Here is a 13,897-nt window from a genome sequence, read left to right on the forward strand (position 1 = left end):
AGTACGGCCAAGTACGAGCTGCGATCCTCCGCCTTGCGATGCACCGCACCAGACGACGCGGGCTGATCCACGAAGATCGCCCGGACAGGACCTAGGAGGTTTGCTCGCCGATCGTGCGGCCCGGGCGGGCGTTCTTCGCGGTCGTCTCGGTCCTGGCTCTGGTGCTCGACCGGCAGGACCTGATCTGGCTGGAGACGTACGCCCAGACGCTGGCGAGCACGGTGATCGCGGTGGTGGCCCTGGGGTCGCTGGCGTTCACGCCCTTCACCGAGCAGTACGCCCGCGAGTCGGTGCCGCGCGAGCACTGGGGCTCGCCGCTGTTCCGCCGGACGAACCGCGTCCTGACAGCCGTGTGGGGTGCGGTGTTCGCGGTCATCGCGGTGGCCGGCCTGATCGCCGTGGAGGCGGGTCGGCACGGGGACTGGCTGAACTGGGTCGTCCCCGTCGTCCTGCTGGTGCTGGCGGTGAAGTTCACCGCCTGGTACCCCGAACACGTACGCGGCGCCCGTCCGGTGGCCTGACCTCGGAGGTGCCCGGCCGCGTCACGCCGGATGGCCGGCCTGGAGGTCGCGGACGTCGGCGAACCGCAGCGGCGGGACCGGCGGAGCACTGTCTGCCGGGGACTGCTCGGCCGGCGAGAGCAGGAATCCCACGTGGTCACCGCCCGGCACGACCCCCTCCACGCGGCCGGTGAACCAGGCACGTGCCTCGGACAGCACGGGAGTGCCGCCCACGCCGGGCCGCCAGCCGACCTCGGCGAACTTGTCCACCTCGTCGCCCGTGCGGCCGCCGAAGAGCTCGGCCAGCGCCCGCTGGTCCCGGCGCAGCACGTGCACGGTGAGGTACTCGGCCTCACGCGCGACCCGGTACGTCCGGTTGGCGGTCGAAAGCCAGACGACGAAGCGGGGCGGCTCGATCGAGCACTGCGAGGCGAACCCGACCAGGCAGCCGGCCAGCCGCCCGGCCGACGCGGCAGTGACCACGTACATCGGTCCGTCCATTGCGTCGGAGAAGGGAACGGGGTCAGGGTCCGGCATGTGACTCCTCCGGTCGGGGCTTGCGGCGGGTTCCCCAGGGCGCCACCCTCGGTCACACGTCTCGAGAACTCTGGGAAGGACGAACGAGCATGACGGGTAGCAGCCGCAGAGGTGGAGCCGGGGTACCTGCCGAACCCGACACGGCCGTCATCGCCGAGGCTCCCGCGCCAGTGAGCGGGAGCGCTGGGCAGCGGGCCGTCGACGGTCGCACCGTACAGGCCCACACCGTCCGCCTCACCCCCGGCGACGCGCCGGACGAAGGCGGCGAGTCTGCCTGCCTGTTGCACCTCGTGTGCGCCGGCTGCGGCCGACTCGCCACCGATCCGGGGGCCCGCCTCTGCTCACGGTGCGGCCGTCCACTGGGTGAGTGACGCCCGGGCACCAGCCGGGTGGCGGTGAGGGATCAGACCTGCACCGGCTCCTTCTCGTCCGCCGTCCCGGTGGTCGCCGCCGCCTCGGACACCGGCTCGCTCACCGCGGGCCGTGGCGCGGAGTACATCACCGAGCCCTGCTTGCGTTCCTTCTCGACGAGGCTCTTCTTCGCCAGTGCCTCGAGGGTGTTGCGGACGACCTGGGTGGAGGCCGACCGGCCGGGGTGCGCTTGGGCCAGTTCGGTGGTGACCTCGCCGACCATACGGGGTTCCGCGGCGCCCACCAGGAGGGCGAGGACGAGCTCGCGCAGCGGGGGTTCCCCCTTGACCGTGTCCGTCCCGGCGCTCTTCTCCGCTGCGGGCGCTGCGGGCTTGGCGGCCTTGGCGGGCGCGGCGGGCTTGGCGGGCGCGGCGGGCTTGCGCGCGACGGTCTTGGTCTTCGCGCCCGATGCGGCAGGAGTACCGGACGCCTTCCTGGCCTGCGTCGTCTTCCTCGTCCGTGCCGCTCCCGTGCTCTTCTTCGCCCGCCGGGGCTGGGGGACAACCCCTGCAGCCGGAGTCCCGGCGGGGGACTGGACCGGCTGGGGTGCTTCCTGTCCGGCGGCGGCGGTGTCGCTCGCGGGTGCCGGCAGCGCGCCCTGCATGCCGCAGAGCCAGCTCTCGTCCGCCTTCAGCTGCTTCAGACGCGCCTCGAGTTCCGTGATCTGCGCGGAGAGGACTTCCTGTTCCTTGCGGTTGGTCTCGAGATCGGCGGAGAACCGCTGCGCGTACTGCTTGTGGATGGGCGTGGTGTCCGGCTCGTCGATCATTGCGGCTCACTCTCCTCATACCTCATGGTGTTGCTGCCGGATGCTACTCATCATCGGGCACCCGCACTTCCTTCCCCGCAAGATCCGTTGCTGCACTCCTGCGGCGCAGCCACTCGTATGCCGCCCCGGACTGCCCGGTTCGCGGCGCGGCGTTCCCCCGCGCGACCGTCGCGGTTCTAACCTCTGTGCATGGCTGACATGTTCGACCACACTCCGCAGGTGTGGACTGCCGCGCGGCTGCGCGAGGCCCTCACGGATGTACCCGACGAGACGCCGATCCACATCGGGGTCGCGGACGGGCCGGGGGACTTCGAGGGATACGGCGAGTACGTCCTGGTGGACGCCGAGCCGGTCGAGATGGACCTCAGCGACGCCGGGGCGGCGCAGGTGCAGTTCACCCTGTTCGCCGACGTGCGCGCCGGTGCCTACTACCTCGACATCGACTGACGTACCCGGCGGGACTGCGCCGCCCGTCGACGCGGTCGGGGTCCGCCCGCGCGACGGGCCCGCAGCAGCCTGACCTCCTCAGCCGGGCTTCGTACCGCGAGCGCTCAGCGAGGTGAGCCCGCGGACGTCGGGAACGGCGAGCAGGACCACCGTGGCGGCCAGGATGCCCAGGCAGCACACCCACATCATGGTGGTGGACCCCGCGCTGTCGGCCAGGGTGCCGGCGAGCACGTAGGCGACGGGGACCAGGGCGGTCTCGCCGAGCATGGTCAGGGAGGTCACGCGCCCGATGAGTGCCTCGGGGACGTGTTGCTGCTTGGCGGTCTCGAAGAACACGACGGCCAGCTCCAGACTGGCGCCGCTGATCAGCATCGCGGCGAGCAGGGTGACCAGGTCGGCGCCGTAGGCGAGGGCCGCGAGGGGCAGCGGCCAGATCAGCTGGACGAGTACGCAGGCGAGCATGACGCGGCGTGGTTTCCACTGCAGGGCGATCAGTGAGCCCAGCACCATCCCCGCGGAGAAGGCCGAGACCGCCCACCCCCAGTGCTGCGCTCCCTCCGGCCGGCCGGACAGTACGAGAGGGCCGAGCAGTTGGTATCCGGCCATCCACAGCGGGACCGCGACCGTCCCCGAGAGGGCGTAGCCCCACATCCACGGACGGCTGCGGAACGCGGCCCAGCCCTCGCGGGCGCCCGCGTAGAAACCGGCGGTCCGCCCGGATGCCCCGGATTCCCCGGCGTGCAGGCCGGCCAGTACGAGGGCGCAGACGGCGAAGGCGGCCGCGGCGGTGAGCAGGACGGGGCCGAAGCCGAAGGCGGCGCCGAGGAGGGAGCCCACCCCGGGCACCGCGATGCGGGCGATGTTGAGGACGAGGCGCAGGGCCGCGTTGGCGCCCTGGAGGGCTTGCGGGGGGACGAGTTGGACGATGAGCCCCTGGAAGGCCGGTTGTACGGCGGCTGCGGTGGCTCCGGTCGCGGCGGCGGCCAGCAGGAACATCCACAGCGCCGGGTCGGGCCGCCCGCCGAGGAGGACGGCCCCCATCAGGCCTTGGACGAGGGCGAGCAGGGCGTTGCCGGCGATGACCAGGGTGCGCCGCGAGAGCCGGTCGGCGAGGACGCCGCCCAGCGGCAGCAGAAGTGTCTGGGCGGTCACCGAGCAGCCGAGGACCAGACCGACGGAGAAACCGTCGCCGCCGGTCCGCAGGACGGCGAAGGCGAGCACCACGTTGACCAGGCTGGTTCCGGCGGTGGAGATCCCGCGGCCGATCACGTAGCGGATGTAGGGGGTGCGCCAGGCGGTGCTGGTGACCTCGGTGGTTGCGGCGGTCGTCATCGTGCTCCTGCGGTCAGGTGCGGGTGCGGTGCGGGTGCGGTGCGGGTGCGGTGCGGGTGTGGTGCGGGTGTGGTGCGGCGAGGCCGTGCTGTCGACGGGTCCCGTCGGGTCCGGGCACGCCGGACGGTGCGGCCAGGTGCTATCGCGGGACCGTGTTCCGGTAGTCGGGGCGGGGGACGGCGTGGCGGGTGCCGTTGTGCATGCCGGGTGCGATGACCTTGACGACCGCGAACTCCTCGTCGGTGCTGAGGTCCACGGCCAGGGGTTCGTGTCCCGCCGCGGCGGCCATCTGCTCGCAGGCCCAGCGGAGTTCGAGCCCCACGTCGTCGAAGTTCCGTGCGGTCAGCGCGGGCAGGTCGTGGTAGTCGCGTGCAGCCGGGTCGTGCCGGGGCCGCGCGGTGGCGCCGCGCCGGACGTGCGAGTAGACGGCGGTGACGTCGTCCCGGGTTCCGTTGATGAGGGTGAGGCGGCTCTGCACCGCCTCCGTGATGGCGCGGCTGAGGGCGACACCGGGCGAGGAGTGCGCGCCGGAACCGGCGGTGAGCAGGGCGAAGTCCTCGCTCCATACGAATGCCGCGAAGCAGGGAAGCCCCCAGCGGTTGGGGACGTGGGCCAGGTCCAGGAACACCCGGCTCCGGGTGATGCGCTCGATCAGGCCGGTGCACAGGGGGTCGTCCACGGTCTCCACGCGGATGTTCACCCGCGGGTCCTCGGCGCTGGCGCTGAGGGCGCTGAGGGCGTCTCGTTCCATCACCTCGTACACGGCGTGGAGAGCGGCCTCCTCGAAGCTGTTGCCCGAGGCCAGGCCGTTGCTGGTGACTCTGAGCCCCGGCGGCTGCCACCGGCCGGTACGGGAACTGTGCAGGCGGACGCTGTCGAGGGGTACGGGGACGGCCGCCCCGCTGAGCGTCCCGGTGGCGGCGACCCAGTCGAGCGGGGTGCCGGCGTGCAGGAGGCTGCCCGTGTGCTGGTCCAGCCGGTCGAGACCGTAGGACAGTTCGAGGGCGGACGGGGGGGTCCGGAGGTGGACGGCAGGGGGGCAGGCGAACTCGGCGTGCCACATCTCGACCGCCTCCATCGCGGCGGAGATCTTGGCGAGGAGAGGGGTGTGCCCCTTGCCCTGGGAGACGGACAGGCTGCGGGAGAGGGGGCGGACGGCGACGGCGACGGGGATGCCGATGACGTCCAGGCCGGTGACGTCGGCGATCCGGGTGATGCCGTAGGACGGCAGGCGCGGGCTGATGAGGTCCCAGGTGTCGGCGGGCGGGCGGACGCGGTGGGTTCCTGTGGTGAAGACCTTTCGCCCCGTGGGCGGCGTCTGGTGGGGCGCGTTCACGATGCCGCTCCCTTCGGCGTCCGGCTTTCCTGGTGCCGTCTCAGGAAGTAGGGCCGCAGGGCCTCTTGCGCCTCGTGTGCGGACGTGAATCCGCGGTCCCGGGCGGCTGCGTCGAGTACCTCGGTATTGCAAGTGCTTTGCAGGTGCCAGTTCAGGGCGAGGTGGGTCCTGAGTACCGCGGTCTTGAGCTGATCGGTGTTCTTCGCATATCCCGTCCGGGCAACTGCCTCGTTCATTGCGAGACTTGCGGCGATTTCGGAGTGGTGAGCGAGGGGGGAGGGGAGAAGGAGCCGCGCGGTGGCAGGGTCCTGAAGGTCGGGAGTCAGACGGGCTGAGCGAATGAGTACGGTCAGGGTGATTTCCCGCTCGTCGAGTACTTCCTGTTCCCGTTCGGGAACCCAGACCCGAATCTGCTCGGGGGTCAGGGACCGTGAGTCCAGGCCGTGCCGGGAGGCCGCCGCCAAGGCCTCCTCCTCCAGGAGGCGGGCCGGTGTGCCGGGCGGGCTGCCGGCGATGGTGGCCAGTACGTGGGTCCGCCAGCGTGTGCGGTGGTCGGCGCCGAACAGCCGCTGGTAGTCGAACCGGGCGGCGACGCTGACGAAGCGTCCGGTGACGAGCTCTCCGGTGAAGCGGCTCTCCCATCGGCGCAGGTAGGCGGTCTCCCAGCCGTCGGTCCACACGCCGGCGGTCGCCCGCGGTCGTGGGTGCGACCGTGCCAGCTCGTGGACGTGGCGGAGTCCGGCCCGGGCGTCCTGCAGCTTGAGAGCGACCTCGGCGGGACGCTCTCTGGCCAGCCGTCCGACGCGTTCGGCGGCCGAGGCGAGGCCGGTGCCGTGGGGTACCGCCCTGTCGGGCCCGACGAGTTCGTCTTCGACGAGGTCGCGCCCGGCGAGTTCGCGTTCGACGGCCCGCCAGGAACGTCGGGCGTACGGAAGCGCGCGTGCCGTCTCCAGGAGCGCGGCGGCTTCCCGTTCGTCGACCAGACCTTCTTCGCCTGCCAGCCGCAGTGCGTGCCGCATGTTCACGAGGGCTTCGCTGAGCGCGCTCCCGTCCGGATCGTCCGTGTGCAATACGGCGACTTCGTCGTCGGCGTCGATCTCACCCGTGCGGTACATCTCGAATACGCGGCCGAATCCCAGCATTCCGTAGGAATGCAGTTCGGCCGCCCGTAAAGCGCCCATGCTGGCGGCCCCGGCGACGACCACACCCCTGCTCATTGTCCGCAGTATTTCTTTGTGACGGATCGGCTCGTGGCCGTGATAAAGACCGTCGATCATGAGGATGAAATCTTCTGGTTGCACGTCGATCGAGAATAGATCGCCGTGGCGGATCGGTGGGTGCACTATGCAGTCGTCGATTTCCAGGAAAATATCCGCCTTTTTTATCGTGGGCCCTGCGAAAACATGGACGGCCATTCGGATGTCTCGCCTCCACTCGTTGGTGATGCGGTGGGCGGGTCGGCGGCGACCGCATCCGGGCAGCGTAGCGGGGGAGACAGGGGAAGGATACGGGCAAAATATCGTGACAAACCGCTGATTCGTGATGAAAGGTGTATCTGCGGCATGGGGCCCAGGCGCCCGTCCGGGCGTATGGCGGAGCTCCTGAGGAGAATCCGTGAAGAGGAAAGCTGCGCTTGCCGAATTCTGAACCTCCCGCGCATCCGGAGGCCTCGATCGATCTTCATCGCACGTGTCTGAAATAGATGATCGACGGTTGCCGTCGTTGACCCTGCCGTACGCCAGTTGTTACGTTCGAATCGTCGAGCCACCCCGAGGGGCCGCTCCTCTGCGGCAACGGAGGGAGGTTTCCCGATGCGAAGTGACACGTCATTTCCGACTGCTTCGCGAAATTCACCGAGGGAGGAAACGTCATGAACACCGAGAACGTCATCGAGGCGGCGGACGACCTGTTCGACGAGGCCGTACCGACCACCATCGCGCACGAGTCGGCGTCCTATACCGACGAGTAGACCGGGCGGGGGGGGGGGCCGCCCCGGGGGGGCGCGCCCCCCCCCCGGGGGCCGCGCCCCCCCCCCCCCCCGCGCCCCCGTGGCGGTGCCCTATCCGCCCTGGTCGCGGGGGGGGTCGGGGCCCCCCGGTGGGGGGGCCGGACCCCCCCGGGGGCCCGGCGCGCACCGCGCGCCGGGCACCGCAGTCCTCCCAGTGGAAGAAGGAGCCGTGCAGCAGCCACTCGCAGAGACAGACTTCGAGACCGTCGACGCTCCCTCGGACAGGGCGTCCCTGGGCGCCGTGGGCTACGCGCCCGGCACCGGCGTCGCCGCGGAACTGGTACGCACGATCGGCGAGGACTGGGGGCGGCGCCCACTGCACCGGCAGGGCGTGGTCGACACCTCAGGCCTGCTGAGCATTGCGGACATCGACGAGCTCATCGACTCGCGCACCCTGCGCGTCTCCCAGCTCTGGGTCTGCAGCATGGGCCGCAACCTGCCCCCGTCGACGTACATGAGCGTGGGCGAACAGCCCAGGACCCGCAGCGTCGGCAGCACCGCCGACGTGCGGCGGATCATGACGCTCGCCTCCGAGGGGTCGCCCGATCCCGTGAAGGTCGCCCAACACCTCGCCTCCGGGGCTTCTCTGACCCTGAACCAGGTGGACCAGTACATCCCCTCCCTGCGCGCCATGTGCCAGCAGTTCGAGGACGAGACCCACCTGCGCTGCGGGGTGATCCTCTTCGTCACGCCGCCGAGCTCCCAGGCGTTCTCCCTGCACGCGGACCCGCACGACATCATCGTCATGCAGACCCACGGCACCAAGTACTGGGAGATCCACCCCACCCTGTGGGAGCGGGAGAACGACCCCGACGCCGGCGTCCGCAAACTCACCATGCGGCCCGGGGACATGCTCTACGTGCCCGAAGGCACCCCCCACATGGCGAAGACCTCCGGTGACGGCGGCCTGTCGATCCACCAGACGATCCAGTTCAACGTGCCGCGCTACGACACCGTGGCCCGCAGCGTCCTGGAGCGGAGCTTCGAGCGGTTCGGCGCGGACCTCGCGCCGTCAGGGCCGATACCGCTGCCCCGCGACGGCGGCGAGGAGATGGCGGCCCGGATCGGCCCCGCCCTCGAAGCGTTCGCGGCAACACTGGCTGACCTCGACGTACGGGAGATGGTCGACCAGTACCTGGAGTCCGTCCTGCCCCGGGCGCGCACACTCGCGACCGGCCGCTTCTCCGCCATCGCCGCCGCCGACGGGATCACCGCGTCCACACCGCTGCGCCGCACCACGGAGCTCCGCGTGTGGAACGAGGACGACCGGGTGCACACCCTTTTCGGCCGACGGTGCCTGAAGACACCCGCCCACACCGAGAAGACCCTCACGGCGATGGCCGGGACGGACGGAACGTTCACCCCCGGCGTGCTCGGCGCGGACCTGGACGAGCCCTCGGTGGTGCTGCTGTGCCGGCGCCTGGCACGGGAGGGCGCGCTCGCCCTCGCCTGATCACCCCGTCCGCGGAGGACCACCATGGAAAGCCCCCTCGCTCACGCGGAACCCACCACGGGCGACGCGATCGGCCACCTGCTGCGCCGGTGCTGGGCCGCCCGCGCGCAGCCGGGAAGCGTCTTCGAGGTCATCGAACGTTCGGACGGGTTCGTCGGCGTCTGCGACGCCGCCGAGTACTTCGCACCGTACGAGGACTGGCCCCACCGTGAACGCCTCCTGACGGACCGGGCCGACGGAGCCGTGCTCGACATCGGCTGCGGGGCCGGCCGCCATGTCCTGCACCTGAGGGAGAAGGGCCTCGACGTCACCGGTGTCGACTCCTCGCCCGGCGCGGTGGACATCTGCCGCGAGCGCTCGCTGCCGGCGCTGCTGGGCACCGCGGAGAACCTGCCCTGCGCCCAAGGGCAGTTCCACACCCTTCTGGCACTCGGAGCCAATCTCGGCCTGCTCGGCGGCGCCGCGCAGGCGGGTCCGACCCTCGCCGAGTTCGCCCGGGTGGCCGCCCCCGGGGCCCGGCTGCTGGCCACCGGGCGAGATCCCTACGCCTCCTCGGGCCGGCCGCACACCGACTACCACGAGGCGAACCGCCGGGCGGGCCGGATGGCAGGCCAGCTGCGCATCCGTATCCGCTCCGGCACCCTCGCAGGCCCCTACTTCGACTACCTCTACTGCTCCCTGTCCGAACTGGAGGAGCTCCTCAGCCCCTCCGACTGGACCTTGCGCGAGGCCTTCGAAAGCCCCGGCGGCGCCTACGGCGTGGTGCTCTCGCTCAAGCGCTGACCCCGGCCGGACACCCACACCCTGATGGAGAGGCCATGAAGGACGGCTACTACCTGTCTGCCTACGTCAACCCGGTCGGCCTGCAACGCGTACTGAACGTCACCTACCGCCACGACGCCAACCTCTCCCTGTGGCACAAGCAGGGCTCACGCGTCAGCCTCCTGGCCCACTGGGAAGTCGAACGCCTCAGCGGCCAGAAACAGCACCGCACACCCTTCCTCGACCAGGCGCACCTCGAAGAGTTCGTGGACGCCCGGCTCGCCGAGCACGGACTGTCGCGGGCCGACATGACCGAGATCTGGGGAACACCCGGCCTGGACACGGTGGACGACTACCACCTCGGCGCCGAACACCCCGAACTCGCGTACCACAGCCTCGCGCACCTCTACAGCGCCGTCCTGCTCGACAGCGACACCTTCTTCGACGACACCGTTCTGGGCTTCGCCGTCGACCGCGGCCCCGATTTCGTCGTCGAGCGGGCGATCACCAGCAAGTGGTTCACCGGCTGCGTCGTACGCGAAGGCGAGATGACGGTCTTCCCGGTCCAGTCGCCGGGCCCCCTCTACGGCGCCGCCAAGGACCGCTTCCACCAGCGCGAAGGCACCCTCATGGCGCTGGCCGGCGCCACCAAGGCGTACGGGCGGTGCGACCGCGAGGCGATCCTCGACGGGTACACCTTCGACGACATCACCAGCATGACCCGACCGGCGGCCGCGCTCGACGAGATCGCCGGCCAGGTCCGCGACACCCTCGTCGGCGACCCCCGGTTCACCGAGGAGGAGTCCTTCGCCGGGGCCGTCATGAAGGAGGTCCAGGCGATCTCGGTCAGGATCATGGAACGCAACGTCGAGGACGCGCTGGCCCGCCACGAGCTCGCTCCGGCGGACACCGTACTGGCACTGGCCGGCGGCTACGCGCTGAACTGCCCCACCAACAGCCACCTGATGGACAAGTACGGCTTCCGGCGACTGGTCGCGCCGCCCTGCGTAGGAGACGACGGCCAGTCCATCGGCATGGCCCTGGCCGCCTTCAGGAAGAAGAGCCGCGGCCGGCGGTTCGACTTCCGCTTCCCCACGCCCTACCTCGGCGGTTCGGACACCGACCTGGACGGCGCCCTGGCCGACCACGCCCACTTCATCGCCTCGGTCGGTGAGATCGACCTCGCCACCGCCGTGCGCGACCTGCGGGAGGGGCCCCTCGTCTGGTTCCACGGCCGCTCCGAGATCGGCCCCCGCGCCCTGGGCAACCGCAGCCTGCTGGCCGACCCCACCAGCTACGCCGCCAAGGAGGAACTCAACCGCCTCAAGGAGCGCCAGTGGTGGCGCCCGGTCGCCCCGGTGGTCCTGGCGGAGCACTTGCCGGCCTGGTTCGAGAACAGCAGGCCGTCCCCGTACATGCTGGAGACCTTCACCATCCGCGGCGCCCTGCGCGACCGCATCCCCGCGGTCGCCCATCTCGACCACTCGGCCCGCGTCCAATCGGTCACCGTCGACCAGAACCCGGCCCTGCACGCCCTGCTGGCCGCCTTCCACGAGGCCACCGGGGTCCCGATGCTGTGCAACACCTCGTTGAACGACCGCGGCGAGCCCATCGTCGAGAGGCTCGCCGAGGCCTTCAACTTCTGCCTCCGCAAGGGCATCCGGATCGGCTACTTCAACGGCGTCCGCGTCGAGTTCACCCACTTCGACGCCTACCGGGTGCCCGGCCCGCTGCCGCGCGACCACGAGCGTTTCACCACCGTGCCGGCGGAGCGGGAACGGGCCATCCGCGCCGCGCTCAACCCGCACGGCCTCCCGGATCTCGTCCTGTACCGCTACCTTCACGACAACCTGATGATGGACGGCCTGGACATCAGGGAAGCCGAGGGGGCGCGGGCCGTGGCCGCGGCGGTGGCCGCGCAGCTGGCCGAGACGCCGACGCTGCGGGAGTACTCGGAGAACCGCATGCGCGAGCGCGGCGAGAAGTTCGCCTCGCTGGGGGCCGCGTACTCCTTCTGAACGGCGACGGCGACGGCGACTGCGACGGCGACGGTCACGGCGACGGATACTCCTACCCCTGGTTGTCCACCCACATCGAGGGGGACGCCTCGCGCTGGTGGGGGAGCGGTGAGGACCCGGACAGCTGGAGTCCGTCCTGCTGGAGCGTGACCGCCCGGGCGGGGGCCGGGATGGAGATGCCCTCCGTCCGGTACCGCTGGTGCAGCCGCTTGATGAACTCGTGCTTGATCCGGTACTGGTCGCTGAACTCGCCGACGCCCAGGATCACCGTGAAGTTGATCCTGGAGTCCGCGAACGTGTGGAAGCGCACGGCTGCTTCGTGGTCGGGCACCGCACCGGCGATATCGGCCATCACGCTGTCGACGACATCGAGGGTCACCCGCTCGACGTGCTCCAGGTCGCTGTCGTAGCCCACTCCCACCTGGACCAGGATCGACAACTTCTGTTCCGGACGGGCGAAGTTGGTCATGTTCGTCTTCGCGAGCCGCGCGTTGGGGATGATGACCAGATTGTTCGAGAGGTTGCGGACCGTGGTGTTGCGCCAGTTGACGTCGACGACGTAGCCCTCTTCGTTGCTGCTGAGCCGGATGTAGTCACCCGGCTGCACCGTCTTCGAGGCAAGGATGTGCACGCCCGCGAAGAGGTTGGCGAGGGTGTCCTGCAGCGCCAGCGCGACGGCCAGGCCGCCCACTCCCAGGGCGGTGAGCAGCGGCGCGATGGACACGCCCATGGTTTCGAGGGCGACGAGCACGCCCATCGTCAGCACCACGATCCGGGTGATGTTGACGAAGATGCTGGCCGATCCGGCCACTCCGGTCCGCGACAGCGTCTGGGACTGTACGAGACCGGCGACGACCCGGGCGGCGGTGATCGTGGCGATGAGGATGAGCAGGGCGGTGAGCGACTGGTTGACCACCTGCTCGACCCGCGTGGTCAGCGGCAGCGAGGAGGCCGCCACCGCGGCGCCGGCGATGGCGGCCGCCCAGGGCGCGAGGGTGCGCAGCGCGTCGACGATGATGTCGTCCCCGCTCCACCGGGTCCGGCGCGCGTGTTCCCCCAGCCACCGCAGGACGGTGCGCAGCAGCAGCCCGACGGCGAGACCTCCGGCGAGCGCTATGGCGACCACCACCCAGTCGTGCAGCACGACGTCCCGGTTCAACGGGCCTCCTCCGCGCCGTGCTGGGCCGCGGGGGCGGCGAGGGCAGTTGCCTGCCGCCGTATGCGATGTGTCGTCACCTTGTCACCTGTCAGATCGTGTTGCATGGCACCGCGTTCGGGCGTACGTACGCATTCCGAACGGGCTGCCATCCTGCCTCATGCCGGAGACGGCGCAGGCAGGCCCCCGTGCCCCGCCCCGGCTGTGCCGCACGTCACGCGTGGCGCCCTTGGGCCCCGCGGCCAGGCGCCGTCCACGATGAGGCCATGGAGATAGGCATCGCACTGCCCCAGTACGGCACCCACGCGCAGCCCGCCCGGATCGCCGGCTTCGCGCGCGACGCGGAGAGCGCCGGATTCGACTCGTTCTGGGTGGGGGACCGCTCACTGACCCCGGTCGAGCCGAGTGACCTCTATCCGGGGCACACACCGGAGAACCCGTACCCGCCCGAGTACCGGACCTTCCTCGACCCGCTCACCGTCCTGACGGTCGCCGCCACCGCGACCAGCCGGGCCCGGCTCGGCATGAGCACCCTCAACGCCCCCTGGTACCCGCCCCTGTTGCTGGCGCGCAGCCTCACCTCGCTGGACCTGGTGAGCGGCGGCCGGCTGGACGTCGGGTTCGGCATCGGCTGGCTGCGCGACGAATACACCGCGGTCAACGCCGACTTCGGCCGGCGCGGGCAGCGGCTCGACGAGATCCTCGACATCCTCCAGGGCATGTGGACGCGGGAGGAGTTCGAGCACGAGGGCCCGCACTGGAGCATCCCGCGCGCCTACGTCGGCCTCCGCCCGGCCCAGCAGCCGCACCCGCCGCTCTACCTGGGCGGCTTCTCGCCCGCCGCGATGCGCCGGGTGGGCCGCCGGGCGGACGGCTGGGTCGGCGCCGTCCTGCCCCCCGAGGCCCTCACCGCCCTCTGGAGCATCGCCCGGCAGGCCGCCGAGGAAGCCGGCCGCGATCCCGGCGTCCTACGGCGCAACATCCGCTTCAACCCTCGGCCGGGTGCCTCGTACGAGGAGATCGCGGCGGTCCTCGCCGGGATCCGGGACACCGGGGCGGACGGCTGCTTCGTCGACTTCCAGCAGTGCGTGCGCGAGCCGGACGAGGCGCTGGAGTTCGGCATCAAGGTCCTGGAGCTCGTGCGCGCCGGCTAGGGCGTGTCTCAGGG

At 70.9% G+C, this 13,897-nt stretch carries 12 protein-coding genes; 6 read left to right on the top strand and 6 right to left on the bottom strand.

Annotated elements, in window-relative coordinates; all coding sequences use genetic code 11:
- Window positions 1-113: 113 nt before the first annotated feature.
- Complete coding sequence (locus AB0D94_RS33960; RefSeq protein ID WP_362060330.1) at window positions 114-521, top strand: hypothetical protein; 408 nt, start codon at window positions 114-116, stop codon at window positions 519-521.
- A 21-nt stretch (window positions 522-542) separates the two neighbouring features.
- On the opposite strand, the gene AB0D94_RS33965 is transcribed toward AB0D94_RS33960, so the two are convergent.
- Together AB0D94_RS33965 and AB0D94_RS33970 are read right to left on the bottom strand one after the other, a co-directional pair.
- Window positions 543-1,037: a flavin reductase family protein gene (locus tag AB0D94_RS33965; protein ID WP_362060333.1), complete on the bottom strand. Its 495-nt coding sequence runs from the start codon at window positions 1,035-1,037 to the stop codon at window positions 543-545.
- A 403-nt stretch (window positions 1,038-1,440) separates the two neighbouring features.
- A complete protein-coding gene (locus tag AB0D94_RS33970; RefSeq protein ID WP_362060336.1) occupies window positions 1,441-2,217 on the bottom strand; it encodes a hypothetical protein in 777 nt (258 codons plus the stop codon).
- Between the two features lie 189 nt (window positions 2,218-2,406).
- Here AB0D94_RS33970 and AB0D94_RS33975 point away from each other — a divergent pair, with 189 nt between their 5' ends.
- Window positions 2,407-2,664, top strand: coding sequence for a DUF6225 family protein (locus tag AB0D94_RS33975; RefSeq protein WP_362060339.1), 258 nt, complete (start codon window positions 2,407-2,409; stop codon window positions 2,662-2,664).
- A 78-nt stretch (window positions 2,665-2,742) separates the two neighbouring features.
- Here the strand turns inward: AB0D94_RS33975 and AB0D94_RS33980 are convergent, their stop codons facing one another.
- The 3 genes from AB0D94_RS33980 to AB0D94_RS33990 all read right to left on the bottom strand — a co-directional run bounded on the left by AB0D94_RS33980 (window position 2,743) and on the right by AB0D94_RS33990 (window position 6,747).
- Window positions 2,743-3,996 carry an MFS transporter gene (locus tag AB0D94_RS33980; protein ID WP_362060342.1) on the bottom strand — a complete coding sequence of 418 codons (1,254 nt, stop codon included), beginning with the start codon at window positions 3,994-3,996 and terminating at the stop codon, window positions 2,743-2,745.
- A 139-nt stretch (window positions 3,997-4,135) separates the two neighbouring features.
- Window positions 4,136-5,332 carry a YcaO-like family protein gene (locus AB0D94_RS33985; RefSeq protein WP_362060345.1) on the bottom strand — a complete coding sequence of 399 codons (1,197 nt, stop codon included), beginning with the start codon at window positions 5,330-5,332 and terminating at the stop codon, window positions 4,136-4,138.
- Window positions 5,329-6,747: a TfuA-like protein gene (locus AB0D94_RS33990; RefSeq protein WP_362060348.1), complete on the bottom strand. Its 1,419-nt coding sequence runs from the start codon at window positions 6,745-6,747 to the stop codon at window positions 5,329-5,331. Before AB0D94_RS33990 ends, AB0D94_RS33985 begins: the two co-directional genes overlap by 4 nt.
- A gap of 762 nt (window positions 6,748-7,509) precedes the next feature.
- On the opposite strand from AB0D94_RS33990, the gene AB0D94_RS33995 reads away from it, so the two are divergent.
- From AB0D94_RS33995 to AB0D94_RS34005, 3 genes are read left to right on the top strand one after another with little or no spacing between them, the layout of a single operon-like run.
- On the top strand, window positions 7,510-8,793 hold the full coding sequence (locus tag AB0D94_RS33995; RefSeq protein WP_362060351.1) for a cupin domain-containing protein: 1,284 nt from the start codon (window positions 7,510-7,512) through the stop codon (window positions 8,791-8,793).
- A 24-nt stretch (window positions 8,794-8,817) separates the two neighbouring features.
- Entirely contained in the window at window positions 8,818-9,576 is a 759-nt protein-coding gene (locus AB0D94_RS34000; RefSeq protein WP_362060354.1) for a methyltransferase domain-containing protein, read from the top strand.
- 35 nt (window positions 9,577-9,611) lie between these two features.
- Window positions 9,612-11,573 (top strand): carbamoyltransferase C-terminal domain-containing protein, encoded by a 1,962-nt coding sequence (locus AB0D94_RS34005; protein WP_362060357.1) that lies wholly within the window; start codon window positions 9,612-9,614, stop codon window positions 11,571-11,573.
- A gap of 52 nt (window positions 11,574-11,625) precedes the next feature.
- On the opposite strand, the gene AB0D94_RS34010 is transcribed toward AB0D94_RS34005, so the two are convergent.
- Window positions 11,626-12,732, bottom strand: coding sequence for a mechanosensitive ion channel family protein (locus tag AB0D94_RS34010; RefSeq protein WP_362060360.1), 1,107 nt, complete (start codon window positions 12,730-12,732; stop codon window positions 11,626-11,628).
- Between the two features lie 263 nt (window positions 12,733-12,995).
- Here AB0D94_RS34010 and AB0D94_RS34015 point away from each other — a divergent pair, with 263 nt between their 5' ends.
- On the top strand, window positions 12,996-13,883 hold the full coding sequence (locus tag AB0D94_RS34015; RefSeq protein ID WP_362060363.1) for a TIGR03619 family F420-dependent LLM class oxidoreductase: 888 nt from the start codon (window positions 12,996-12,998) through the stop codon (window positions 13,881-13,883).
- Window positions 13,884-13,897 lie beyond the last annotated feature (14 nt).

This window comes from Streptomyces sp. NPDC048255 (assembly GCF_040652415.1).
Classification (GTDB): domain Bacteria; phylum Actinomycetota; class Actinomycetes; order Streptomycetales; family Streptomycetaceae; genus Streptomyces.